The 20,776-nt window shown below is 54.1% G+C and carries 28 protein-coding genes and 2 tRNA genes; 18 read left to right on the top strand and 12 right to left on the bottom strand.

Going from position 1 to position 20,776, the window contains the following annotated elements; all coding sequences use genetic code 11:
- Positions 1-119 precede the first annotated feature (119 nt).
- Complete coding sequence (locus tag HNQ83_RS08550; protein WP_175388555.1) at positions 120-1,193, bottom strand: 3-deoxy-7-phosphoheptulonate synthase; 1,074 nt, start codon at positions 1,191-1,193, stop codon at positions 120-122.
- A 337-nt stretch (positions 1,194-1,530) separates the two neighbouring features.
- Positions 1,531-1,659, bottom strand: coding sequence for a hypothetical protein (locus HNQ83_RS31105; protein WP_256668902.1), 129 nt, complete (start codon positions 1,657-1,659; stop codon positions 1,531-1,533).
- 162 nt (positions 1,660-1,821) lie between these two features.
- Here HNQ83_RS31105 and HNQ83_RS08555 point away from each other — a divergent pair, with 162 nt between their 5' ends.
- From HNQ83_RS08555 to HNQ83_RS08590, 8 genes are all read left to right on the top strand, one after another.
- Complete coding sequence (locus HNQ83_RS08555; RefSeq protein ID WP_175388556.1) at positions 1,822-2,265, top strand: N-acetyltransferase; 444 nt, start codon at positions 1,822-1,824, stop codon at positions 2,263-2,265.
- 127 nt (positions 2,266-2,392) lie between these two features.
- Complete coding sequence (gene uvrY / locus HNQ83_RS08560) at positions 2,393-3,034, top strand: UvrY/SirA/GacA family response regulator transcription factor (protein WP_008015884.1); 642 nt, start codon at positions 2,393-2,395, stop codon at positions 3,032-3,034.
- A 2-nt stretch (positions 3,035-3,036) separates the two neighbouring features.
- Positions 3,037-4,860 (top strand): excinuclease ABC subunit UvrC, encoded by a 1,824-nt coding sequence (gene uvrC, locus HNQ83_RS08565; protein ID WP_175388557.1) that lies wholly within the window; start codon positions 3,037-3,039, stop codon positions 4,858-4,860.
- Between the two features lie 32 nt (positions 4,861-4,892).
- The gene (gene pgsA, locus HNQ83_RS08570; RefSeq protein ID WP_175388558.1) at positions 4,893-5,453 is read left to right on the top strand and encodes a CDP-diacylglycerol--glycerol-3-phosphate 3-phosphatidyltransferase; all 561 of its coding nucleotides are present in this window, start codon (positions 4,893-4,895) and stop codon (positions 5,451-5,453) included.
- A 63-nt stretch (positions 5,454-5,516) separates the two neighbouring features.
- Positions 5,517-5,592: transfer RNA gene (locus tag HNQ83_RS08575), tRNA-Gly, on the top strand.
- A 46-nt stretch (positions 5,593-5,638) separates the two neighbouring features.
- A tRNA-Cys gene (locus HNQ83_RS08580) sits at positions 5,639-5,712 on the top strand.
- A gap of 244 nt (positions 5,713-5,956) precedes the next feature.
- Positions 5,957-6,406: a hypothetical protein gene (locus HNQ83_RS08585; RefSeq protein WP_175388559.1), complete on the top strand. Its 450-nt coding sequence runs from the start codon at positions 5,957-5,959 to the stop codon at positions 6,404-6,406.
- Between the two features lie 130 nt (positions 6,407-6,536).
- Positions 6,537-7,322: a hypothetical protein gene (locus HNQ83_RS08590; protein ID WP_175388560.1), complete on the top strand. Its 786-nt coding sequence runs from the start codon at positions 6,537-6,539 to the stop codon at positions 7,320-7,322.
- Positions 7,323-7,419: 97 nt separating this feature from the next.
- Here the strand turns inward: HNQ83_RS08590 and HNQ83_RS08595 are convergent, their stop codons facing one another.
- The 8 genes from HNQ83_RS08595 to HNQ83_RS08630 form a co-directional block, all read right to left on the bottom strand.
- Positions 7,420-8,484 (bottom strand): tyrosine-type recombinase/integrase, encoded by a 1,065-nt coding sequence (locus tag HNQ83_RS08595; protein ID WP_175388561.1) that lies wholly within the window; start codon positions 8,482-8,484, stop codon positions 7,420-7,422.
- Positions 8,485-8,486: 2 nt separating this feature from the next.
- Positions 8,487-8,723: a DUF4224 domain-containing protein gene (locus tag HNQ83_RS08600; RefSeq protein ID WP_175388643.1), complete on the bottom strand. Its 237-nt coding sequence runs from the start codon at positions 8,721-8,723 to the stop codon at positions 8,487-8,489.
- A gap of 62 nt (positions 8,724-8,785) precedes the next feature.
- The gene (locus HNQ83_RS08605) at positions 8,786-9,319 is read right to left on the bottom strand and encodes a hypothetical protein (RefSeq protein WP_175388562.1); all 534 of its coding nucleotides are present in this window, start codon (positions 9,317-9,319) and stop codon (positions 8,786-8,788) included.
- Between the two features lie 88 nt (positions 9,320-9,407).
- Positions 9,408-9,623, bottom strand: coding sequence for a hypothetical protein (locus HNQ83_RS08610; RefSeq protein WP_175388563.1), 216 nt, complete (start codon positions 9,621-9,623; stop codon positions 9,408-9,410).
- The gene (locus tag HNQ83_RS08615; protein ID WP_175388564.1) at positions 9,620-10,039 is read right to left on the bottom strand and encodes a hypothetical protein; all 420 of its coding nucleotides are present in this window, start codon (positions 10,037-10,039) and stop codon (positions 9,620-9,622) included. Before HNQ83_RS08615 ends, HNQ83_RS08610 begins: the two co-directional genes overlap by 4 nt.
- 51 nt (positions 10,040-10,090) lie before the next feature.
- Positions 10,091-10,417, bottom strand: a complete 327-nt coding sequence (locus tag HNQ83_RS08620) for a pyocin activator PrtN family protein (RefSeq protein ID WP_175388565.1) — start codon at positions 10,415-10,417, stop codon at positions 10,091-10,093.
- Positions 10,418-10,575: 158 nt separating this feature from the next.
- The gene (locus tag HNQ83_RS08625) at positions 10,576-10,860 is read right to left on the bottom strand and encodes a phage antirepressor KilAC domain-containing protein (protein WP_175388566.1); all 285 of its coding nucleotides are present in this window, start codon (positions 10,858-10,860) and stop codon (positions 10,576-10,578) included.
- A gap of 10 nt (positions 10,861-10,870) precedes the next feature.
- Complete coding sequence (locus HNQ83_RS08630) at positions 10,871-11,461, bottom strand: hypothetical protein (RefSeq protein WP_175388567.1); 591 nt, start codon at positions 11,459-11,461, stop codon at positions 10,871-10,873.
- Positions 11,462-11,797: 336 nt separating this feature from the next.
- On the opposite strand from HNQ83_RS08630, the gene HNQ83_RS08635 reads away from it, so the two are divergent.
- Positions 11,798-12,397, top strand: coding sequence for a pancortin-3 (locus HNQ83_RS08635; protein WP_175388568.1), 600 nt, complete (start codon positions 11,798-11,800; stop codon positions 12,395-12,397).
- Between the two features lies 1 nt (position 12,398).
- Positions 12,399-13,529, top strand: coding sequence for a hypothetical protein (locus tag HNQ83_RS08640; RefSeq protein WP_175388569.1), 1,131 nt, complete (start codon positions 12,399-12,401; stop codon positions 13,527-13,529).
- 10 nt (positions 13,530-13,539) lie between these two features.
- Here HNQ83_RS08640 and HNQ83_RS08645 read toward each other — a convergent pair whose 3' ends face one another.
- Positions 13,540-14,271: a LexA family transcriptional regulator gene (locus HNQ83_RS08645; protein ID WP_175388570.1), complete on the bottom strand. Its 732-nt coding sequence runs from the start codon at positions 14,269-14,271 to the stop codon at positions 13,540-13,542.
- Between the two features lie 79 nt (positions 14,272-14,350).
- Here HNQ83_RS08645 and HNQ83_RS08650 point away from each other — a divergent pair, with 79 nt between their 5' ends.
- The 5 genes from HNQ83_RS08650 (at position 14,351) to HNQ83_RS08670 (ending at position 18,245) form a co-directional block, all read left to right on the top strand.
- Positions 14,351-14,611 (top strand): hypothetical protein, encoded by a 261-nt coding sequence (locus HNQ83_RS08650; RefSeq protein WP_175388571.1) that lies wholly within the window; start codon positions 14,351-14,353, stop codon positions 14,609-14,611.
- Between the two features lie 331 nt (positions 14,612-14,942).
- Positions 14,943-15,461 carry a phage regulatory CII family protein gene (locus tag HNQ83_RS08655; protein ID WP_175388572.1) on the top strand — a complete coding sequence of 173 codons (519 nt, stop codon included), beginning with the start codon at positions 14,943-14,945 and terminating at the stop codon, positions 15,459-15,461.
- Positions 15,454-15,681 carry a TraR/DksA C4-type zinc finger protein gene (locus HNQ83_RS08660; RefSeq protein WP_175388573.1) on the top strand — a complete coding sequence of 76 codons (228 nt, stop codon included), beginning with the start codon at positions 15,454-15,456 and terminating at the stop codon, positions 15,679-15,681. The genes HNQ83_RS08655 and HNQ83_RS08660 overlap by 8 nt, the downstream gene beginning before the upstream one ends.
- Positions 15,671-17,887 (top strand): VapE domain-containing protein, encoded by a 2,217-nt coding sequence (locus HNQ83_RS08665; RefSeq protein WP_175388574.1) that lies wholly within the window; start codon positions 15,671-15,673, stop codon positions 17,885-17,887. The genes HNQ83_RS08660 and HNQ83_RS08665 overlap by 11 nt, the downstream gene beginning before the upstream one ends.
- Complete coding sequence (locus HNQ83_RS08670) at positions 17,880-18,245, top strand: hypothetical protein (protein ID WP_175388575.1); 366 nt, start codon at positions 17,880-17,882, stop codon at positions 18,243-18,245. Before HNQ83_RS08665 ends, HNQ83_RS08670 begins: the two co-directional genes overlap by 8 nt.
- Positions 18,246-18,746: 501 nt before the next feature.
- Here HNQ83_RS08670 and HNQ83_RS08675 read toward each other — a convergent pair.
- Positions 18,747-19,109: a hypothetical protein gene (locus HNQ83_RS08675; RefSeq protein ID WP_175388576.1), complete on the bottom strand. Its 363-nt coding sequence runs from the start codon at positions 19,107-19,109 to the stop codon at positions 18,747-18,749.
- A 100-nt stretch (positions 19,110-19,209) separates the two neighbouring features.
- Between HNQ83_RS08675 and HNQ83_RS08680 the strand changes: the two genes are divergently transcribed.
- The 3 genes from HNQ83_RS08680 to HNQ83_RS08690 all read left to right on the top strand — a co-directional run bounded on the left by HNQ83_RS08680 (position 19,210) and on the right by HNQ83_RS08690 (position 20,776).
- Positions 19,210-19,554, top strand: a complete 345-nt coding sequence (locus tag HNQ83_RS08680) for a phage holin family protein (RefSeq protein ID WP_175388577.1) — start codon at positions 19,210-19,212, stop codon at positions 19,552-19,554.
- Positions 19,555-19,794: 240 nt separating this feature from the next.
- Positions 19,795-20,103: a hypothetical protein gene (locus HNQ83_RS08685; protein ID WP_175388578.1), complete on the top strand. Its 309-nt coding sequence runs from the start codon at positions 19,795-19,797 to the stop codon at positions 20,101-20,103.
- A 70-nt stretch (positions 20,104-20,173) separates the two neighbouring features.
- Complete coding sequence (locus HNQ83_RS08690) at positions 20,174-20,776, top strand: terminase small subunit (RefSeq protein WP_175388579.1); 603 nt, start codon at positions 20,174-20,176, stop codon at positions 20,774-20,776.

A 20,776-nucleotide genomic window follows, 5' to 3' on the forward strand; every position in this document is an offset into this window, starting at 1 on the left:
ATGTATGAAAAAGACGCGATAATCCGATGAAAACGGCATAGGGCGACGCTGAAAAGGCGGGTGAACTCGACGTCCCGATGGGCGCGTTCTGCCACCTTTTCAGCGAACTCCGAGCACTTTTAATCGCGCTGGGCACCCAGGCGCTGTGCCGCCTGACGCAATAGCTGTTCCGTCCCGCTCCAGCCCAGGCAACCATCGGTGATCGAGACGCCATACTTCAGCGATGGGCTCAATGGCTGGCAACCCTCGAACAAATGACTTTCGATCATCATGCCGATCAGCGAACGATCGCCCTGCAGACGCTGCTCAAGCACGTCATTGAACACTGCTGGCTGGCGCAGAGGATCCTTGCCGCTATTGGCGTGGCTGCAGTCGACCATGATCCGGGCCGGGATCTTCAGGCGGGTCAAGTCGCTGTGTACCTTGGCAACACTGGCGCGGTCGTAGTTCGGCCCGCCATGACCGCCGCGCAGGACCAGGTGGGTGTCGGCATTGCCCGGGGTCTGGATGATTGCGGGGTGTCCCTGGCTGTCGACACCGAAATGGCGATGCGGGTGGGCCGCCGACCGCATGGCGTCACTGGCCACCGTGACACCACCGTCGGTGCCATTCTTGAAGCCGACGGGCATGCTCAGGCCGCTAGCCATCTCGCGATGGATTTGCGATTCGGTGGTGCGGGCACCAATGGCGACCCAGCTCAGCAGGTCGTCGAAGTAATTGGCGGCCATGGGTTGCAGCAGTTCGGTTGCCACGGGCAAGCCCAGCAGGAGCATTTCGCGCATCAGCTCACGGGAAAGGGTCAGGCCACCCGCCATGTCGTCGCTGCCATCCAGGTGCGGGTCGTAGGCCAGGCCTTTCCAGCCGACTGTGGTGCGGGGCTTTTCGACGTAGGCGCGCATCACCAGCAGCATTTCGTCGCTGACCTCGGCGGCCAGACGGGCCAGGTTTTCGGCGTATTCGAGCGCTGATTTCGGATCGTGAATTGAACAGGGACCGACGATGACCAGCAGACGGGAATCTTCACCGTTGAGGATCGCTCGAACCGCCTGGCGGTGAGCGGCGACTTGCTGGGTCAGCGCGTTGTTGAGCGGTAATTGCTGTTTGAGCTGCAACGAGCTGGGTAGGCGCAGGGTCAGCGCTTCGTTGGCAGGGCTCAGGTTGGACAGTGGCAAAGCGGAGACGGACGAATTCATTTTCAGGCTTCCTGGGCGAGTGGCGGGTTCGTTCCCGCTCACTTGGCCCTACTGGGGTGTTCGACAATTGGCCAAATTGGCTGCGTGTGTGTGCTTGCCACCTGTGGGTGACCGATCGGAGGCGGCAGGCTGTCCCGAGCGGAGGGTGGTAAATCGCCAGGCGGTAAAACTGTCGTAACGGTAATAAGTGGCGTAGTTCATGTTCTTGATCCTCTGAATGTCTGGTGTGTCGCTAAAAATGTTTAGGGCTGAAAAAACAAAACCCCCGGTCGGGAAGCCGACCGGGGGTTGAGAATTCTCTGGTGGCGACCCGTTTAAAGTGGGCGCCGTGTGGGTATCAGGCGCGCCAGTGGCTAAACCAATACCCAAAATAAAAGCTGACCGGAACGCAAGCGTCATTCGCCGGGACAGCCGCAACCGAGCGCAGGGCGCTGGCGGTATGAAGCTGTTTGAGGGCGTTGAGCATGGTTTGTCTCCGATGGATGGACCGAGCTTACTAGAGCCCGGTACGAGGATTCAATCAGAAAATGCTATGGGACCTGCACGGCGATTTCTATCGCTTGAGTGACTGGCTGGTTGTGACCACACTTCGTGCTCCTGCAAAAAAAGCACAAGTCGCGGAGGTCTGATGGATTTTGAATGGCGTGCTGCTACTGATGAGGATCTTGATTTTGCCCGTGAACTGACCTGCCACAACATGCTGCGCTATTACATTCAGTTTGACCTGCTGTGGCAGGACGAGGCATTCGATGTGGCGTGGGCAGGGCGTGAAAACCGTCTGATTGTGAGCGGCGAGCATCGGGTGGGGTACGTCAGCCTGAGTCGAGACGCCAGGGCTCTGTACATCCGCGAATTACACGTCCACGAAGCGTTCAGGGGGCAGGGCGCCGGTTCCTGGGCGATCGATCAACTATTTACCCTGGCTCGACAGGAGCGGCGCCCGGCACTGCGCTTGACGGTTTTTGAAAACAACCCCGCGCGGGTGTTGTATGAAAGAAAGGGATTACAGGTGGTGGGGACGGACGATTGTTTTTTGCGGATGCAACGTGATGTCGATGGCCCGCATCGCTGAAACACGCCTGCTACAGGGCTTTCAAGATAAATGGAAACTTTTTATCTGACGCTTTCCGCTAGGTCTGCCAGTTGCTTTTTTGCTAAGGTGTCGGCAACTCAATAAGACCATATCGCGAGGTGTCTGCTTGATTAGGGTGCTAGTGGTCGATGACCATGATCTCGTTCGTACAGGCATTACACGAATGCTGGCTGACATCGACGGCCTACAAGTCGTCGGCCAGGCTGAATCGGGGGAAGAGTCCCTGCTCAAGGCGCGTGAGCTGAAACCCGATGTGGTGTTGATGGACGTCAAGATGCCCGGGATCGGTGGTCTTGAAGCCACTCGCAAATTGTTGCGCAGTCACCCGGATATCAAGGTCGTCGCGGTAACGGTCTGTGAGGAAGATCCGTTTCCTACACGGTTGCTGCAGGCCGGTGCTGCGGGATACCTGACCAAAGGCGCGGGTTTGCCGGAAATGGTCCAGGCTATCCGCCTGGTGTTCGCCGGGCAGCGCTACATCAGTCCGCAAATTGCCCAGCAATTGGCAATCAAGTCTTTCCAGCCGACCAATGACTCGCCTTTCGACGCCTTGTCCGAGCGTGAAATCCAGATTGCGCTGATGATCGTCGGTTGCCAGAAGGTCCAGATCATCTCCGACAAGTTGTGCCTGTCGCCAAAAACCGTGAACACCTACCGCTACCGCATTTTCGAAAAACTTTCGATCAGCAGCGATGTCGAGTTGACGCTGCTGGCGGTTCGTCACGGCATGGTTGATGCCAGTCTCTGAACATGACTGAAACCTTCGATCCAAGCGCCTTTCTGTCGACTGTCAGTGGGCGCCCCGGCGTGTATCGCATGTTCGACAGCGATGCGCGTCTGCTGTATGTCGGCAAGGCCAAGAATCTCAAGAATCGTCTGTCGAGTTACTTCCGGAAAACCGGCCTGGCACCCAAGACAGCGGCGCTGGTAGCGCGTATCGCCCAGGTCGAAACGACCATCACCGCCAATGAAACCGAGGCTTTGCTGCTTGAACAAACGCTGATCAAGGAGTGGCGCCCGCCCTACAACATCCTGCTGCGCGACGACAAATCCTACCCTTATGTTTTTCTTTCCGATGGTCAGTTCCCGCGATTGAGCATCCATCGCGGTGCGAAGAAAGCCAAGGGCAAGTATTTCGGTCCATATCCCAGCGCCGGCGCGATTCGCGAAAGCCTGAGCCTGCTGCAAAAGACGTTTTTCGTTCGCCAGTGCGAAGACAGCTATTACAAGAACCGTACGCGCCCGTGCCTCCAGTACCAGATCAAGCGCTGCAAGGCACCTTGCGTTGGCCTGGTCGAACCTGATGTGTATGCCGAAGACGTACGGCATTCGGTGATGTTCCTCGAAGGCCGCAGCAATGCGCTGACCGATGAGTTGTCGGCCGCGATGGAAGAAGCTGCGATCAACCTGGAGTTCGAACGCGCCGCCGAGTTGCGGGACCAGATTTCGCTGCTGCGGCGGGTTCAGGATCAGCAGAGCATGGAAGGCGGGACGGGTGATGTCGATGTGATAGCGGCGTTCGTCAATCCGGGCGGTGCTTGCGTGCACTTGATCAGCGTGCGGGGAGGGCGGGTGCTGGGAAGCAAGAACTTCTTCCCGCAAGTCGGTATTGAGGAAGACGTTTCCGAAGTCATGGCGGCGTTTCTGGGCCAATACTTCATCAGCAGTCCTGAGCGCGACTTGCCGAGCGAGCTGATTGTCAATGTGGTCCACGATGACTTCCCGACACTGATCGCGGCCATTGAAGAGCTGCGCGGTCGCGAACTGACCATCAGCCATCGGGTGCGTGGCACACGGGCCCGATGGCAGCAACTGGCGGTAACCAACGCCGAGCAGGCATTGGGTGCACGTCTGGCGAATCGTCAGCACATCACGGCCCGTTTCGATGCACTGGCGGATGTGTTGAAGCTGGATGAGCCACCACAGCGCCTGGAGTGCTACGACATCAGTCACTCCAGCGGCGAAGCGACCGTGGCCTCTTGCGTAGTGTTTGGCCCCGAAGGCCCGATCAAGTCCGACTACCGTCGTTACAACATCGAGGGCGTGACCGCCGGAGATGACTACGCCGCGATGCATCAGGCGCTAACCCGACGTTTCAGCAAGCTGAAGGACGGGGAGGGCAAGCTGCCGGACATCCTGCTGGTGGACGGTGGCAAGGGCCAGTTGTCCATGGCTCGCGATGTGCTCAATGAGCTGGCGGTGCCGGACCTGATTCTCCTTGGTGTGGCCAAGGGAGCGACGCGCAAGGCCGGGTTTGAAACGCTGTACCTCAATGATGCCGCCCATGAATTCACCTTGCGCGGTGATTCCCCCGCGCTGCATTTGATCCAGCAGATTCGGGACGAAGCTCACCGCTTTGCCATTACCGGGCATCGCGCCCGTCGCGGAAAAACCCGTCGAACGTCTACGCTTGAGGGCGTTGCCGGTGTTGGGCCGACACGTCGCCGCGATTTGCTGAAACATTTTGGTGGATTGCAGGAGCTGTCTCGTGCCAGCATCGAAGAGATCGCCAAAGCACCCGGGATCAGTAAAAAGCTCGCAGAGTTGATTTATGCAAATCTGCACAGCGAGTAGAATGCCCCCTCACCTCGTAGCCAGTTGTGCCGATGAATATCCCTAATCTGATTACCGTTTTACGCGTCCTGCTCATACCGATCTTCATTTTACTGTTCTACCTGCCTTACCAATGGAGCTACCTGGCGTCAGCCTCGGTCTTCGCGTTCGCCGCCGCTACAGACTGGCTGGACGGGTATCTGGCCCGCCGTCTGGAGCAAAGCACGCCGTTCGGGGCTTTCCTCGATCCCGTTGCCGACAAGTTGATGGTTGCCGTTGCACTGGTACTGCTGGTGCAGGAACACGGCAATCTGTGGCTCACGCTGCCAGCAGCAGTCATTATCGGTCGCGAGATCGTGGTCTCCGCGCTGCGCGAATGGATGGCCGAACTCGGTGCCCGTGCTCACGTGGCTGTGTCGAACCTGGGCAAATGGAAAACCGCCGCACAGATGCTGGCGCTGGTGATCCTGCTGGCCAATCCGTCGCATTTCAGCTTCTGGGTGCTGTTGGGTTACGCCTTGCTGATGGTGTCCGCGGGCCTGACGTTGTGGTCCATGATCCAATACTTGCGTGCCGCCTGGCCGCATCTGAAGACTGACGTTGAAAAGAAATAAAACTTTTTTGAATCAAAGGGTTGACGGGGCTTCTGGAATCTATAGAATGCGCCACACCAAGACGCGGGAATAGCTCAGTTGGTAGAGCACGACCTTGCCAAGGTCGGGGTCGCGAGTTCGAGTCTCGTTTCCCGCTCCAAGTTTGTACACATTTGATGTTGCGCTACTGACAGCAAATGTTTTGAGGCCGAGTAGCAAAATGGTTATGCAGCGGATTGCAAATCCGCCTACGCCGGTTCGATTCCGACCTCGGCCTCCACTATAAATAGCCCCGTAGATCAATGATCTACGGGGTTTTTTATTGCTTGAGAGAAAGTTAAGTGTTCCGCATTATTTTTGAAGGTGTTCCGCAACCGCACAAAAATATAGGGGACTGGTTTCAGTTTTCGCTTTCACAGAGTCACCGCGTCTTTGAAGGTTTTCTTGCGGGTTTTGCAGTCATTACGACTCAAAATTCGGCTTCAAGACTGAGCTCATTTAGCATCTTTAAAGGAATGAATTGAATGTCTGGTTTTCTGCAGTATGGCTATCTGGGTTTTCTGGGGCTTGTCATGTATCTAATTTATAAAATTGTTACGAAAGATAGTAGCAAATCATTCTTTCAGATCTGTGTGTTGTTGCTCGTATTTATTGTGATTTCCATCGGTGGTGGAGGTATGGGCTATATGTGGGCATCCAAGGAGCTAGAGGCCGCTAATGCTAAAAAAAGCACGGCCGTACTTATTATGGATCAGGTAAAATCTTTGCAGGAGATGCATCATAAAGACATGGAGCCTCTTCAAAGTGCTTTGGATGATGCTTCAAAAAACTTAAAAATTAGCGTGAGTGAAGGATTTCGTAAGCAATATCGCGATGAAATTATTTCTCTTAATGAGGTGATAACCTCTCGTAATGATTCTTTTACGAAACAAATGTCGGCGCTACAAAATTTGTTTCTTGCGAAAAGTGAATAAATAAGAAGGTATTAAGTTTTCTGTTTTATTGTGTTGATGACTAACTGAGTGTAGGTTTGTTGTAACCTTGCCGTCGCAGCAAGCGACGGCAGTTTGTCAACCTATTAGGTAAAGGCGAGGCGGTAGGACTATGTTATTTAGGCAGATTGCCAAGAATTGGAAGCCATTGGCTGTAATTCTCATTGCTACAATATTATGTGGTGTTCTTTATATTTTTTCTGAGGGTGATACAAGGAATTTCGCTCTTAGTTTAGGTACTTGTTTTTTGTCAGCATTAGTTGTAATCATTGCAGTCGATATCAGTCTTTCTGCGAGCAATGAACAAGCACGACTTCAGCTTTTTACTACAAGTCTGCTGTCAATACGTCCCGCTTTACAGCAAATTGGAGGCGTTTTGTTCAATATTGTGAAGGCAACTGCTGTGCATCCGATGGCAGAAGATAATCTATCCTTATCAAAGATGATTGAGGTCACGAGGGCGGCAGAGACCAGGTATATTAATCCGCGGCATGAAGCCCCCGTAGTGCCTAGAATGGACTGGTTAAACTATATCTCAAGTGCTTTTATTCACTTGAGTGACAGTCTCAATAAGTTTTCCGAAAAATATATTATGCTGATTGATAGGGAGACAATTGAGCTGTGCGAAAAAATGAGAACCCATCAGTTTATCCATTTATGTAATGAGTCTCGTAGGGTGGATATGATTTCTGAGTTTCCGGGAGACTTTGGATCAATGATGATGGCGTTTGGTTTCGTCAGCACGGAAGAGAAGGTGTCAGCTTTTCATGATTACCTGTGCTGCGTAGAAGAATTAAATAATAAACTTTTGGTTGCTGAAATTGAGATAGTAATCCCAGTTAGTTGGGGTGATAACGTATCGCCTAAGTTAGGGGCGGCAAGAACCGCTACTGCTTAAAAAAAGGCACGGGTTTGAAGATGTCTCGTTTTCTTATCTTGCGTTATGACGGTTTTCCAGATTTTGCGATTGAATAGTAGGAATGGTCGACAGTTGCTTATTTCGTCGGCTTCACAATCTCACCGATCCGACGATAAACCTTCTTAGTAATCTCTTCCGTCGAGTGTCCCAGCAGGCGGCTCGCGTGATCTAATTCGATTTCGCTAGCTGCTTTTGGTCGAATGTCCCGAAACTGAAATTCTCGAATGCCGGCGGCGAGGGCAGTGTCTCCCTCTGTTGCGGCTTTTACTGCGGCTTTTTCCCTGGCTTCGTCCCAACGATTTCGGAGCATCTGTTGACTCATTCTGAGGCCTGAAGCGTTGGTGATAAGGGTCGATGTCTTAATGCCTTTGATTGACTTTCGATCGAGCAGGGATTCGATGAAGGCGCTCAAATCTGATTGGGCGCCTTCGTTCTCCAGTCGAATACGCAAGCGTTTTTCGGTTTTACCCTGGCCGACCATCAAAAAACCGTTGTTCAGGTCGGTCGTGGCGGTTTTCAATACATCCGCAGGACGTTGGCCGGTTAGGTAGGCCAGGTTCATTGCGTCTTTCAGTTCCTGCACGGCCTCAGCGTAAACCGCATTCCACACGGCTTCTCCGGCGTAGTAATCCCGGGGTTTTTCTTTGTTGCGCCGAACACCGAAGCAAGGGTTAGCCTTTTCGGTAAGCCCCCATTCACGCGCAATGGTGAACATGTGCGAAAGCAGGGCGATCTCCCGATTCGCCCTGACTTTTGCGGTTCGGGTATCCCGATAGAGTGCCACCACCTGGGGGGTGATGGACTCGATGGGGGCCTTATCGAATGCTTTTCTGAGTTGCTTCAGTTCCTTGAGGTTGTCCTGTTGGGTTCGTGGCTTCTTGCCGGGGATGATCTTTTCTTCGTAGCGGTCGAACAGCGATCCCATCAGGTGGGTTGGTTTAGGCGCGGCTTTGTGTTCGAGTCGGGCCCACTCGACTCTTGCCTGGTCGATATCGCTCCCCAGTGGGATTTCCTTCCTGTTGCCGGCGGCGTCCCTGCCGTTGTAGTAGTAGCCGACCCAAGTTTCGCCGTTTTTGCGCACGCGGGTTCTGCGGAGCATGCGTGGTGGTAGATCCCGGTTGGTGGTGTTCTTGTGGCGCATGATCAGCTCACATTCGCAAGGTCGAGTGTCCAGGTTTCGGCCACGGCGTTGGTAGCCGATGCCTTCACACCGGCCAACTTCAAGCGAGCATAAACACGGCCAACAATCGGCCGTCGGGCACCGGTTAGAACAAACTGCCAGTGATTTTCGGTGAGCCACTGGATTTGCCTAGAGGGCATCTGAAAACCCGTGATGGTGGCCAGTTCTTCCTCGGCGAGTGTTTCGCTTTGCATATCCATAGTGTTAACCCGGTCCGTGTGTGGCGGCTGATGGTTGTTTTTTGGGTTTTGAGCCTTCGTGGTCATACCGGCGCATCCAGCGGAGCCGTCGCTGGGGCGACATGGTTGATCGACTGAACTTCTAATGCGGATTGCTTCCATGCTCGGCGCTTCCATGCTGCGAAGCCGGCTCTGTATGCGTAATGCTCGAGGGCGAAGTTGTCGGATGAACTTGCACCTAGTGATTTGATGTAAGTCCCGCGTTGTGGGCAATACTGCAGGCCTTCGGGTATTGGAAATTCCTTCTCGTACTCAGCGCGCTCGTCAATTTTGAGCACTTCACCGGCGAGCAATTGCGGATGTGCCTGGTCGGAGGAAAGGTGCGTATATCCCACAACAGGCTGCGCGGGCGCGACATTCTGAGCGATCAGCGTTGCATCAGAAGTGCCTGCCCCGCGCAGTTTTTCGTGGGGTATACGTGCTTCTCCAGTGGCATTGAGAGGGGCAATAATGCCTGCTGCTGCGCAGCAGAGACTGTTTGTTTCTGGCGTGTCGACGCCGCTGGCGATACGGAGCAAAGCGGGCGATGTCTGGGTGGTGTTCTGTTCCATTTTCATGCCGCTTTCCTCCGGTGTTCGATTGTGAGTTGGTTCATCAGGCGCTGGTGAAGCGTGAACCGTGTATCGGTGGCGGTCGGAAACTGGTTCATGCTGCCTCCTTGATCAGGTCGGCAAGCAGCAAAGCGTTGCGTGTGTCTTTATTCAGTTGGCGAATGGCTTCTTGGCCGATAACCGTGGCCAGCTGTCGGTCGAACTCTTTCCGAAAACGTGTCACTTCCCGAAGCTCAGTCGTGGCCTTCGTCAGCTGTTGTTGCAGTTCTCCCGCCGCTTGCGGGGTGAGGCGTAGGAGGGTGCATTTCATGCTGCGGCCTCCTGCTCTACGGGCTCCAACATGGCGGCTATGGCGAGTGCTTGTTCGCGGAGCTCAACGGATTCACGTTCAAGTTTTTTACCGGTGCGGAATGCAGCGAATGTCTCGGCGGCGATCCTGAGTTTTTCGGCGATGGCCAGGAGGGTGTGGCGTTCTGGTTCTCCCAGTTTCGAAGTGGCCAGTGCGCGCTCGTACTTGGTGAATAGTTGCTTGTACTGATTCCTTACCCGGTCAAGTGAAAGCTCCAGGTTGCAGACGGTTTGTGAATGGTCGGCCTGTTGAATGCTCATGCCTTCATCAATGCCCTCAAGGCGGCCATCGATGAGGCCGCCGCGATAGCCGGCCCAGTAGGTGAGGGCGACGAGCAAGATGAGGACGATCAGTGCCCAGATCTGAGTTGCGGTCATGTGGTGTGCTCCTGTTGTTTTTGGTTGGCCGGTGGTGGCGGCCATTTGGGGTTACTGGTCCTGCTGGGTTGAATCGGTCTGTTTCTTTGCCTGCTCCTCGTCGGCCGTATAGGCCCTGATATCGATCCATGACGCTAGGTGGCGAATGTGGACGTACTTGAAGGACTTCCGGCTGTCTTTGAGCGTGGTCACTGGCAGCGGGATGCGACCGTTGTCGAGGTCGGAGGCGAACGTCTGCTCATTGAGATTGCGGAAGTACTGCAGACGAAGTTTTTCCAGCGGGATAAGCACGTCGCCGAAGGTGCGGTAGAGCAGTTCAACTGTGACCGTTTCCGGTGCCGGCATCAGCCGGAGTGGGTTCTGATTGGCGTTACTCATGGGCTTGCGTGGCCTCCTTGCGTTTGAACCGTGATGGGTGATTCCAGGCGTTTAGGCAGTGGCGTTTGGTCAGCTCCCGCAGATGTTCGGGTACTTCGAGGAGCGCGGCGTTGCGCTCCTCGCGTGTACGCATTGCGATGATCTGTCGGGCGTATTCCCTAGGCCACGTCACGGTTATCTGCCGGGATGGCCGGCAGCTCCAACCCCAGTTGTTCGGCCAGCCAACGAATGCCAGGTTGTTTGACCCGGGTTGATTGGTTGTACTGCATGCCGAGCTGTTCGTGATACCAGTGGCCATCCTTGATCCGCAGAAAGTCGCGGTCACGGGTGGGGTAGGCCGGTAGGTTCCGTTCGTTGAGCAATCCCTTTTCGCGCATCAGGCTCATGAGCTTGGGCCGGGTCAGGCCGAGTTGGCTTGCGGCTTGAGAGAGTGTGCGTTCCATGGCATTCACCTCACGCAGCGTGTGCGGCAGGTGTCGCCGCAGCAGCCAGATGGTTGATGGACTCGATGACCTTGCCGTAGATCTCGACGTCGGTGCCGCACACGGTGAAGCATTTGGTGCGCGGGCTCTTTACGCCGATGCTCAGGATGGTGGTGACACCTGGGCGGGTGTGGGTGCGGTGGATCGCGACGTGGAGGGGCAGTTCGAAACCCATGTCCAGGCTCAAGGTGCCGCCGGTGATGACCAGCTCGAACACGCGTTGCTTGTCCCGAAGATCAAATCGACCGTATTCGCGCTCTGCATGGGGCAAGTACAGCAGATCAGCGAAATTACTAGGGGCGAAGGGGCCGTTAGCGATTTCTTCGATGAAGTCAGCCAGCTTGAGGTGCATTTTCTTTTCGTTGTTCAAGGTTAGCGTGTGGCGTTCGCAGCCCAGTTCGACGATGAAAATGGTTTCTGCGGTGCCCCGTTCTACCTTGAGGCGGATGGCCAAAGCTTCACACTTTGGTGCGGACCGCAGTACGTGGTTGAAAGTCTCGGTCAGATTCACCTGGGCGTTGAGTAGCTGCAGAGTGCGATTATCGAGTTTGAATTTGCTCATGCTGCGTTTCCCCCACCGTTCGGATCGAATGGCGTGGGTGCGATACGGGCTTTCGGCTTCGGTTTGGTGGTGGCAAACGAGCAGCCGTATTCGCGGGCTAGGCGGCGAATTTCGAATATGAGGAAGGGGTTAGCTACGGCTGGATGGACGTGAAGGGTGGCTGTGGTGTGCACGGTGTTGCCTCGCTCTGTGGTGGAAGAGTTAGGCAAATATCAACCAATGGTTGCTATAAGTCAACAATCACTGGTTGATATTTTGATTTTTGCACTGCACAGCAACCATACTGGCTATTGGCCTTTTATCTATTTGGTCAACAAAGAAAGGTAAGGAAACGGTATGCATGATTATGCGGTTTTTGGTCACGACCGAGCTGTAATCGGGCGTTGGCTTGGGGTCATCTCTATTCTTGGCGCAGGTGCTATATCTCAATTAATGGATTTTGCAAGTACTGCAAGTCAGTGGGGGATTCTGTCAAAAGCGACGGTGACTACTGGGGCTATTTATTTTGCCGTTCACTGGATTTTCAATAAATGGATTTGGAGGGTTCCGATACTCGATATACCAAATCTTCAAGGAGAGTGGGACGTTGAAGCGAAAACACTCAATGAAGATGGCAGTGTTCGTTGGAATTGGGTCGGTATAATAGGCATTGAGCAAAATTGGAAACAGATAGTTATACATTTAGAGACAGCGCAAAGTGAGAGTCTAAGTTATACCGCTATTTTTATGAAAAGAGATAGCCCAATTGGTGGGTGGATGCTTAGCTATAGCTATAGTAATGAATCGCGTCTCGAGGTTTCTCATGAGTTGAGCTCTCATAAAGGCTATTGTGAGATTATGCTAAACAAGGAGCTAACTTTGGGGAAGGCTAGCTATTTCAATAGAAATGGTAGAAATACATTCGGTGTGATGACGTTGACGAGGAGAGTAAAATAAAATGGATTTTAATAAAAAGCTCGCGGCGCAAAAAGCTCGGAGACAGGGGCCATCAGTTAGTACTGAGATGTTTGATTCTGTTCATTATGCGGAGGCTAGTACCCGCGCATTGTACAAGTCGCAAATATTTGAATCTCTTCAAGAATCAAATGGGGTGAAGTGGGTTCTATGGGCAATGGACCCCGTAGAGAAGGAATATACAGAAATCTCAAAAAGCGAAGGTGAGCGTATTGCCTTAAGCTTGGTGAAGTCTTTAGAAAGGGAAGGTGTAAAGGTAGAGGCAAGGCTACAAGGGTCTGTCGGACTCGATATACATATCAAGGGCGTTTCTGATGTCGATATGTTAATTGTTGTAAAGTCAACAATACTTGTTCAACAGCCTCCCGTAGTAGCTGGGCTGTACCCGCCTCCAACCGATAAGCGGCCAATGGTAGACATTGTCGCTGATTTACGTGCGCGTTCCGAAGTTATATTAAAAGCTAATTTTCCTGCCGCAACGGTCGATATTTCTGGGGCAAAAGCAATCGCCTTAGAGGGCGGGAGCCTTGTTAGAGAGATTGATATAGTTCCAGCTGCTTGGTATCACACAACTGCTTATCAAAAAAGTCAGATGGAATTCGATAAAGGAATTCAAATTTATAATAAGAAAGAGCATGTGCTTCATGTCAATTTTCCGTTTTTGAATCGTCAGCTAATCAATGACGCTGATGCGCGCTCTAACGGAATCCTGAAAGGGGTAATTCGTCTAATGAAGACAATGATTTCCGATATGGATGATGAAAGAAAGGCATTGGCAAAAGGTTTAAATAGCTTTGATTTATCGGCTATTGCTTACGATATGCGTGAAGAATTGGAGATGCCTGCTTATCTGCGGTTGGGTGCGCTTGAAAAACTGCGAGAACACTTGTGGCGCTTGGTTGTGAATAGCGAGTTGAGAGATAATTTAATTGTGCCAGACGGTACCCGGAAGGTATTCGATAACGAGAGTAAAGTTCCGGCCTTGGCTGCGTTGTATTTAGAATGCGAAGATTTAGCTAAATCTGTACATGACGAGTTGATGCCTTTCGGTAATGAATATAAGGGGGATGTGCTCTTGAATAAGGTGGTTTCATTGGTAGGGCAGTGGTCTTGAGTTTTTAGTCTCAGTCGAGGATGAATGCACCAACGACCTTTCCGCAGATGTGAGTCTCTTCCGTAATATCAATGATTGGATATTGCGGATTGATCGGTTTTAAATATTGTCGTCCAGCATCCTCAACCAAAACCTTAAATGTCGCCTCGTTTGTGCGAGGGACCCTTGCAATTACGCGATCTCCCGTCTTTGTTTCAGCTTCAGGGTCAACGAAAATGATGCACCCTGTTGGATAGCTACGACCTGGCCCAGGATTTGTCATCGAATCGCCCAGTACTTTTAATGCATAGCCCTGACTACTAATTGGCACTGGGCACGAAAGCCAAGAGTCTGGATCGTAAGATTCAAAATTTGAGATCGCTTCACACCAAGCGCCTGCCTGCACCCAAGAAATTAGCGGGACTTTGCCAAAGCGATGGCTGATTTCGCTGACGTTACTCCCATCACTAGCAGTCAACTGGCGAATATTGCTTTCACCGGACTGCTCTTTCGGCAATACGCCGTATTCCAACCATTCCCGGCGAATCTTCAACCACGAGCAAAGTGCAGCCATGCTATCTGCCTCTGCCATCGCCTCGCCGTTCAGCCATTTACTGATGGCCTGTGTAGTTTTATCGACTCCCAAGCTTTTCAACTGACGATGGATATCCACACCACGACCCCGGCTGCGTACGCCGGCATCGTCGAGGGCTTCGTGTAGGCGCTCGCTAAAAGCTGCGCGGAGTGCATTTTTATCAACCATGAGTTGAGAGTGTCACAAAGGTTGCGCAATAGTCAGTTGATCTATAACATCAACCGTGAGTTGATAAATGGAGGTTGCCATGTTGGAACCCGTAGATTTCCCGAATGCAATCGCATTCGCTTTTGAAGCCGTAGGTGGCATTGGGGCCGCTGCCAAGGTTTGCGACCGAAGCTATCAAGCGCTGAACAAATGGCGCCAAGCAGCGTGCCTACCGCGGACCGATTACACGGGTGAGACCAAATACGCTGTGCTGTTAGCGGCAGCCGCAAAGCAGAAGGGCAACGCGTTCGAGCCTGCTTGGCTGTTGAATGCATCTGCACCTCAAAAAGCTGCAGCTTAGTTAGAAAAAAGGCGACCCATGGGCCGCCCAGTTCCTCCCGACACGCACCACCACAGCGCTGTCGGGTCGCAGTAAAGGTAGGCGGGCACACCACATGCAAACCACCTCTCTTTACTGCGCTTTCCAAGGCACGGATGCCTTGGTGTTGCTGCCTTTTCCACCACAGATTGGGCAGCGGTTGCGCCAGGGGTGAACAACGGATTGTTCGCCTCGGCACGGTGCCGGTTTTGGTCCTGCGGACCTTGCCGGCGTTTGGGCCCTTTCAAGCCACGCGGCAAATGTATCACCACTGCATGTCGCGCGGCACTGGCAACTGTTAAGGATTAATGCCATGAGCCGAATCGCTCTGAGTTCTGTGGAACGAGCACAGCGGGAACTGCTGCCGCTCGATCTAGCGCTTTACCATGCCGCTCGGGACTACCCCGGTGGCGCCGCTGCAATCGCCGCCACCACCGGCAGAAATGCCACCACGCTGCAGCACAAACTTTCCCCAACCCATCCCAGCCACACGGTGAACATTCAGGAGTTCGGCGAGATCCTGGAGTTGACCAAGGACCGCCGCATTCTGGATGCGGTGCATGCGTTGGTGGGGGATACGACTTGGCAGGAGTTGGCTGAGGCGTACACCAACGACATGCCTGAAACCTTGACCACCGGCATTGCTGAGTATTTTCGGCAGGTGGCGAATCTGGCTGAGACTTGGGCCAAGAGCATTGGTGATGGCGTGGTAACGGACCACGAGTTAGCCGAGATTCGCCTCCAGGTATTTCGCGGTATTCAAGGGCTGTTGGGGATGTTCAACCGCGCCACGTACGTCAACCAGACGACGCGAGGTGCCGAACGTGGCTGATATCGCTGACTTCGCTAATGACCTGGTGCAGGAGCGTATTGATCACGCACTGGCCGCGCGTAAAGCCACCAAGGTTGCCTCAGTGGTTCATTCGTTTTTGTTTTGCGAAGAGTGCGACGACCCAATCCCTGAAGGTCGCCGAATCGCATCACCGGGTTGCACGCAGTGCGTGCAATGCCAATCAATCGAAGAACAACGGGAGGTTCGCCATGCTCGATGAGGTATTGGGGCAATTCGCAGACTACGGCCTAGAGCCTGAGCAACCTCTGATTTTTGGCAAGCTTACCCGATGCAAGACTGCACAGGACAAGGGTAAGGAAAAGAACGGTTGGTATGTGGTCCATGAGCATCGGACCGAGAAAGGCGAAACGCTGATTTTCGGCAGCTTTGGTGATTGGCGTTCCGGTGAGTCACAGAAGATCAAAGTAAAAGCCGGTCGGATGTCGCCAGAAGAACGCGAGGTGATGCGCGCACGCCAGGAAGAGGCCAAGCGCCGTGCTACCGAGATCGCTGCCAATGCGGCGCGTCGTGCGGCGAATCGGGCAGCGGGACTGTTCAAGCGCATGCCAGAGAAAGGCCGCAGCGACTATCTGGATCGAAAGCAGATTGTCGGTTTCGGCGTTCGATACGCACCGCGCTCCGGCGCGTTTTTGGTGCCCATGTGCAACGTGCGGGATCAGATCGTTGGCCTGCAGGTGGTGTTTCCGGCAAAGCAAGAAGACTCCGGTCGGGACAAGTCCTATTGGCCCTACGGCATGTCGAAAGAGGGCGCCTTTCACCTGATCGGGCCGCACCCTGAGCCGGGTGAGCCGGTGCTGGTGTGCGAGGGCTATGCCACCGGTGCCAGCTTGCATATGGCGACCTCGCTGACGGTCGCTATCGCCTTCGATGCGGGCAATTTGTTGGTGGTGTGCAAGGCCATGCGCGAACGCTTCCCTGGCTGCCCGTTGATTGTTTGCCGGGACGATGACTGGAAGACCAAACGCCCGAATGGCGAGCCCTGGAACCCCGGTGATGAGAAGGCGAACAACGCCGCGTTGATAGTTGGTGGTCAGGTGGTCGCGCCGATCTTCTCGGGTGAGCGTGAAGACAAGTGGACCGACTTCAATGACCTGCACGTCGCCGAAGGTTTGGAGGCGGTGCGCCGCCAGGTGTTAGCGGTCGTCAAACCACCGGCCGCTGGCGGTTGGAAGGACATGCTGGCCCGCAGTGAAAGCGGTGCCTTGATCGCGCATATGCAGAATGTCGAATTGATCCTTGGCAATGACGAACGCTGGGCTGGGGTGATCGGCTACAGCGTGTTCAGTTCGAAGATCATCAAGCTGCGCGCAGCACCATATGGTGGCGGTGCAGGTGACTGGGCCGACATCGATGATATGCGGGTGATGAAGTGGCTCGCACAGCAATACAACCTGCGGGTCAAGGCATCCCATGTGATCGAGGCGGTCAGCGTGGTCGCGCATGATCACGCCTTTCACCCCGTGCGTGAATACTTGGGAAAGCTTGTGTGGGATCGCGTACCTCGGTTGGAAAGTTGGTTGACCGACGTGCTTGGTGTTGAGGCCAGCGAGTACTCGGCCAAGGTCGGTAAGCGTTGGCTGATCTCGGCCGTGGCGAGGGTGATGCGCCCAGGCTGCAAGGCTGACTCGGTGTTGATTCTGGAAGGCGGACAGGGCGAGGGTAAGTCCACCTCGATGGGGATTCTCGGTGGTGAGTGGTTTATGGATACGCCGTTTGCCCTGGGCGACAAGGACAGCTTTCAGGCGATTCGCGGCAAGTGGATTGTCGAGCTGGGGGAGCTGGACAGCTTCAACAAGGCTGAGAGCACCAAGGCCAAGCAGTTCTTTTCGGCGTCCATCGATACCTACCGCGAAAGCTACGGCCGCAGAACGAATGACGTGCCACGCCAGTGTGTTTTTGTGGGGACCACCAACCAAGAGGAATACCTCAAGGACGCCACTGGTAACCGACGTTATTGGCCGGTGTTCTGCAACAAGGTCGACCTCGTTGCCCTGCGCGAGATCCGCGACCAGTTGTGGGCCGAGGCGGTGTTTTGCTATGAGGCCGGTGATATCTGGTGGGTGACCAAGGACGAGTCCTGGATGTTTGCCGAGGCGCAGGATGAGCGCTTTGTGGTGGACGAGTGGGAGGGGCCGATTCTGCATTGGTTAGAGGAGTCGCAGATTGGCGAAACCACGACCGGCAACGATATTCTGAGCCAGGCCCTCAAACTGGATTTCGGTCATTGGGGGAAACCGGAGCAGATGCGCGTTGGGGCGATCATGCATCGACTTGGTTGGCGTAAGAAACGCCTAACTGCATTGCCCAAAAGCGGAGTGCGTCAATGGGCTTATCAGAAGCCTGCCACTTGGGGGCGTTGCGCTGCATTGCAGCAGGCACCGATTGAGGAGCCTTGCTTTGATTAAGCGCATTGATGAAATGCTCAAGCTCTGGGCGCAGGATCTACATTCGGCGGTGCCTGAAACCTATGGCGGTTCGGCTGGCGGCAACATGATTGCCATGCTGATGGAGTGCAAGGGCGAGCTGATACGCGGCACACGCGGCAGCCGTGTGCTGTTGGATGAGTCGGCGGATATTGAGCTGATCGTTAACAAGCACTTGCCGCCACAGTTGTCCGTGGTTGTTTGGGAGCATTACTGCAACCACGAGAGCTTTCTGTCACAGAAGTACACCCACTGTGGCTGTAGTCGCGATACCTATTACCAGCGCCTGCATGAAGCACATGTGCACATTGCTGGCCTGCTGATGGGAAAAGCTGCATGACGCCTGGAGTCCCTCCGTCTGTCTCTGTCCTACCGTCCAGCCTTGTCCTACCGTCATTTACGGCAGTAGGACAGGCGCAGGTCGCGTCGTTGTTGGGGTGTCCTACTGTCCAACCTTCACTTACGTCATGCACACATGTGCGTAGCGGACACGTATTCGCGCCCATGGCGCGCACGCGTGTTTTTAGCTTTTTCTCTATACACGAGAGAAAAGTAAAAAAGGTAGGACAGTAGGGCAGAGTCACGAATTTAAAGGGCTCCAGCTGTCCTACTTCGATTCAGAATGGTGGGACAGGTAGGACAGCGCCGGAGGCGCTGGAAGCCGAAATAAAGATATTCACCGACATTGCCTAGACGTAGCCCAGACATTCACCGGGTGGCATTAAAACGGGGTTGCTGCCACCGGAATCCACCTGTAAAAAGTAGTCATCTTCGATAGGTGCGACCGCAGAGAGCGGCAACAATGAACCGGCCAAATAGGCCGGTTTTTTGTGCGTGCGATTTAACCTTGCTGGTTGCGTTGGGCTTCATCCATTTTGCGCCAAATCACCGCGAGGCCTAATCCGGTCGCAGCAAAAACGACGATGGACCAGCAGTCCAGGAGCAAATGCATGACACTGGAGCGAGTAACAGGATCGTCGCTTGTACCGAATGCAACGATTCCTAATATGCCCTTGATGACCAATACGAGAGTTCCTGCATAAGTCAGCGCTCTCGTAATTTTCTCGGCGCAAAAAGCTCGCAGCTTTTTCCATTTCATTTTGTCTTCGTCTGACGCCTGAACCCACAGGAGCATGAATGTAGCTAAGCCGATGGGGAAAAGAATAAGAGCGGTTACAGCGACCAACACATTCAAAGTATTCATGACAAATCTCTAAAACAAACTGCCAGCTTATTCGAGATCGGTGATCATCGGAATAGAGCGGTAGTAGTGCTGAGCCTGCCTTCCTAAAGTGAGCGAGCGTATGACAAACGAGCAACAAGCGCTGGCAGAAATGCCGATCTGGTTAGTGATCGTCCTGGCCCTTGTCGGCGGAGTGTCGGGGGAGATGTGGCGAGCGGACAAAGACGGGGCGCGGGGATGGGCATTGTTGCGGCGCCTGGCGCTGCGGTCCGGTGCCTGCATTGTCTGCGGCGTGTCAGCGATGATGTTGATGATCGGCGCCGGCATGACGATCTGGACGGCCGGCAGCTTGGGCTGCCTGACTGCGATGGCCGGTGCCGATGTAGCGATCGGGTTGTACGAACGCTGGGCCGCCAAGCGACTGGGTGTCTGCGAAGTGCCGCCGGCCGGTGGCGAACAGAGGTGATGCACTGTTCCTGGCCGCCGAAAATCGCCGGGGACCCTGGTGGTTTTTGGTGGGTACGGGGTCGGAAACCCGCGGGAAAGTGTTAGCGGGAGCGCCCCCAGCTTACTGAAATTCAATCCATTGAAATTGAAATCCTCAATTTGAAATGTTGCCTGCTACTGGTTTTTTTCATGATGGCAATAGGCTGCCATAAGCCGCTGAAATGTGCTTCCATATGGCTTTCCACGAAAGGGTGAGCGCATGTCAATTAATGAGCAAATGATTTCGGTAACAACTGACGCAATTACGGTATTCACTAAGCTTTATGATGGAGCGGTGGTGTCGGGCGGACCGATGTTTACTGCTGGCGGTTTCTCAGCTGTGTTCGATTGCGCCATTACAAAAAACCGGATCATGGTCGTAACGCTGGACCATAAACCTGGTGAGTTCATGATCGCTGTGGCGAACAAGGACGCAGCAGATGACGACATCGCGCATGAAATCCTTCCAGCGGATCGTCTAAATACCTCCACGGTGTTGGAATACATGGAAGCCCATTTCGCCAAGTAGCCTCCACTAGCCTGACTGAATTGGAGGGGAACGACTTGCGACCTCTCCCATTAATCTAGGTATTGTTTTCATGACGAAGCCTTTGTTCCTGTCAAAGAGCGCCTTCGCGGCTCGAATTGGCAGAGCACCGAGCTACATCACCTGGTTGAAAAACAACAATCGCTTGGTGCTGTCGCCGGACGGAAAACAGGTGGACGTGCAGGCCAGCGAATCGTTGATTCGCGACACCGCCGACCCAAGCAAAGCCGCCGTCGCTGATCGCCACCAACAAGACCGGATTCAGCGCGACGTTTACAGCCAACTGTCCACATCGGTCGAACCGACTTCCACGGCTGCGCCGCCGCAGGTGATCACTGGCGACGGCAAACTTCCTGACTTCCAGAAAGCTCGTGCCCTGCGCGAGCACAACATGGCCAAACTGGCCGAGATCGAGCTGGGCAAAGCTCAGGGCTCACTGGTCTCCAAGGAAGCGGTCGAAACCGGCGCCTACAACGCCGGCCGTTTGCTGCGCGATCAGTTGTTCGGTCCGTTGCCGCAACTGTCCCACGACCTTGCGGTAATGACCGATCCCTGGCTGATCGAAAAACACCTGACGGCCACCTTCCGTCGAACGCTGGAAGAAGCCGAGCGCCTCTCTTCAGCAGACCTTGAACACGCCATGACAACGGACTGA

It is taken from the genome of Pseudomonas sp. C2B4, assembly GCF_013359695.1.
Lineage (GTDB): Bacteria > Pseudomonadota > Gammaproteobacteria > Pseudomonadales > Pseudomonadaceae > Aquipseudomonas.

Bases quoted from the DNA above. Each gene is read 5' to 3' on its own strand.
- HNQ83_RS08645 (WP_175388570.1), bottom strand. From the start codon at position 14,271: ATGGTTGATAAAAATGCACTCCGCGCAGCTTTTAGCGAGCGCCTACAC.
- HNQ83_RS08635 (WP_175388568.1), top strand. From the start codon at position 11,798: ATGCATGATTATGCGGTTTTTGGTCACGACCGAGCTGTAATCGGGCGT.
- HNQ83_RS08555 (WP_175388556.1), top strand. From the start codon at position 1,822: ATGGATTTTGAATGGCGTGCTGCTACTGATGAGGATCTTGATTTTGCC.
- HNQ83_RS31105 (WP_256668902.1), bottom strand. From the start codon at position 1,659: ATGCTCAACGCCCTCAAACAGCTTCATACCGCCAGCGCCCTGCGCTCG.
- HNQ83_RS08680 (WP_175388577.1), top strand. From the start codon at position 19,210: ATGACAAACGAGCAACAAGCGCTGGCAGAAATGCCGATCTGGTTAGTG.
- HNQ83_RS08625 (WP_175388566.1), bottom strand. From the start codon at position 10,860: ATGGAACGCACACTCTCTCAAGCCGCAAGCCAACTCGGCCTGACCCGG.
- pgsA (WP_175388558.1), top strand. From the start codon at position 4,893: ATGAATATCCCTAATCTGATTACCGTTTTACGCGTCCTGCTCATACCG.
- HNQ83_RS08590 (WP_175388560.1), top strand. From the start codon at position 6,537: ATGTTATTTAGGCAGATTGCCAAGAATTGGAAGCCATTGGCTGTAATT.
- HNQ83_RS08595 (WP_175388561.1), bottom strand. From the start codon at position 8,484: ATGCGCCACAAGAACACCACCAACCGGGATCTACCACCACGCATGCTC.
- HNQ83_RS08585 (WP_175388559.1), top strand. From the start codon at position 5,957: ATGTCTGGTTTTCTGCAGTATGGCTATCTGGGTTTTCTGGGGCTTGTC.
- HNQ83_RS08685 (WP_175388578.1), top strand. From the start codon at position 19,795: ATGTCAATTAATGAGCAAATGATTTCGGTAACAACTGACGCAATTACG.
- HNQ83_RS08665 (WP_175388574.1), top strand. From the start codon at position 15,671: ATGCTCGATGAGGTATTGGGGCAATTCGCAGACTACGGCCTAGAGCCT.
- HNQ83_RS08615 (WP_175388564.1), bottom strand. From the start codon at position 10,039: ATGACCGCAACTCAGATCTGGGCACTGATCGTCCTCATCTTGCTCGTC.
- HNQ83_RS08675 (WP_175388576.1), bottom strand. From the start codon at position 19,109: ATGAATACTTTGAATGTGTTGGTCGCTGTAACCGCTCTTATTCTTTTC.
- HNQ83_RS08610 (WP_175388563.1), bottom strand. From the start codon at position 9,623: ATGAAATGCACCCTCCTACGCCTCACCCCGCAAGCGGCGGGAGAACTG.
- HNQ83_RS08655 (WP_175388572.1), top strand. From the start codon at position 14,943: ATGAGCCGAATCGCTCTGAGTTCTGTGGAACGAGCACAGCGGGAACTG.
- HNQ83_RS08630 (WP_175388567.1), bottom strand. From the start codon at position 11,461: ATGAGCAAATTCAAACTCGATAATCGCACTCTGCAGCTACTCAACGCC.
- HNQ83_RS08640 (WP_175388569.1), top strand. From the start codon at position 12,399: ATGGATTTTAATAAAAAGCTCGCGGCGCAAAAAGCTCGGAGACAGGGG.
- HNQ83_RS08550 (WP_175388555.1), bottom strand. From the start codon at position 1,193: ATGAATTCGTCCGTCTCCGCTTTGCCACTGTCCAACCTGAGCCCTGCC.
- HNQ83_RS08650 (WP_175388571.1), top strand. From the start codon at position 14,351: ATGTTGGAACCCGTAGATTTCCCGAATGCAATCGCATTCGCTTTTGAA.
- uvrC (WP_175388557.1), top strand. From the start codon at position 3,037: ATGACTGAAACCTTCGATCCAAGCGCCTTTCTGTCGACTGTCAGTGGG.
- HNQ83_RS08600 (WP_175388643.1), bottom strand. From the start codon at position 8,723: ATGGATATGCAAAGCGAAACACTCGCCGAGGAAGAACTGGCCACCATC.
- HNQ83_RS08605 (WP_175388562.1), bottom strand. From the start codon at position 9,319: ATGAAAATGGAACAGAACACCACCCAGACATCGCCCGCTTTGCTCCGT.
- HNQ83_RS08690 (WP_175388579.1), top strand. From the start codon at position 20,174: ATGACGAAGCCTTTGTTCCTGTCAAAGAGCGCCTTCGCGGCTCGAATT.
- HNQ83_RS08620 (WP_175388565.1), bottom strand. From the start codon at position 10,417: ATGAGTAACGCCAATCAGAACCCACTCCGGCTGATGCCGGCACCGGAA.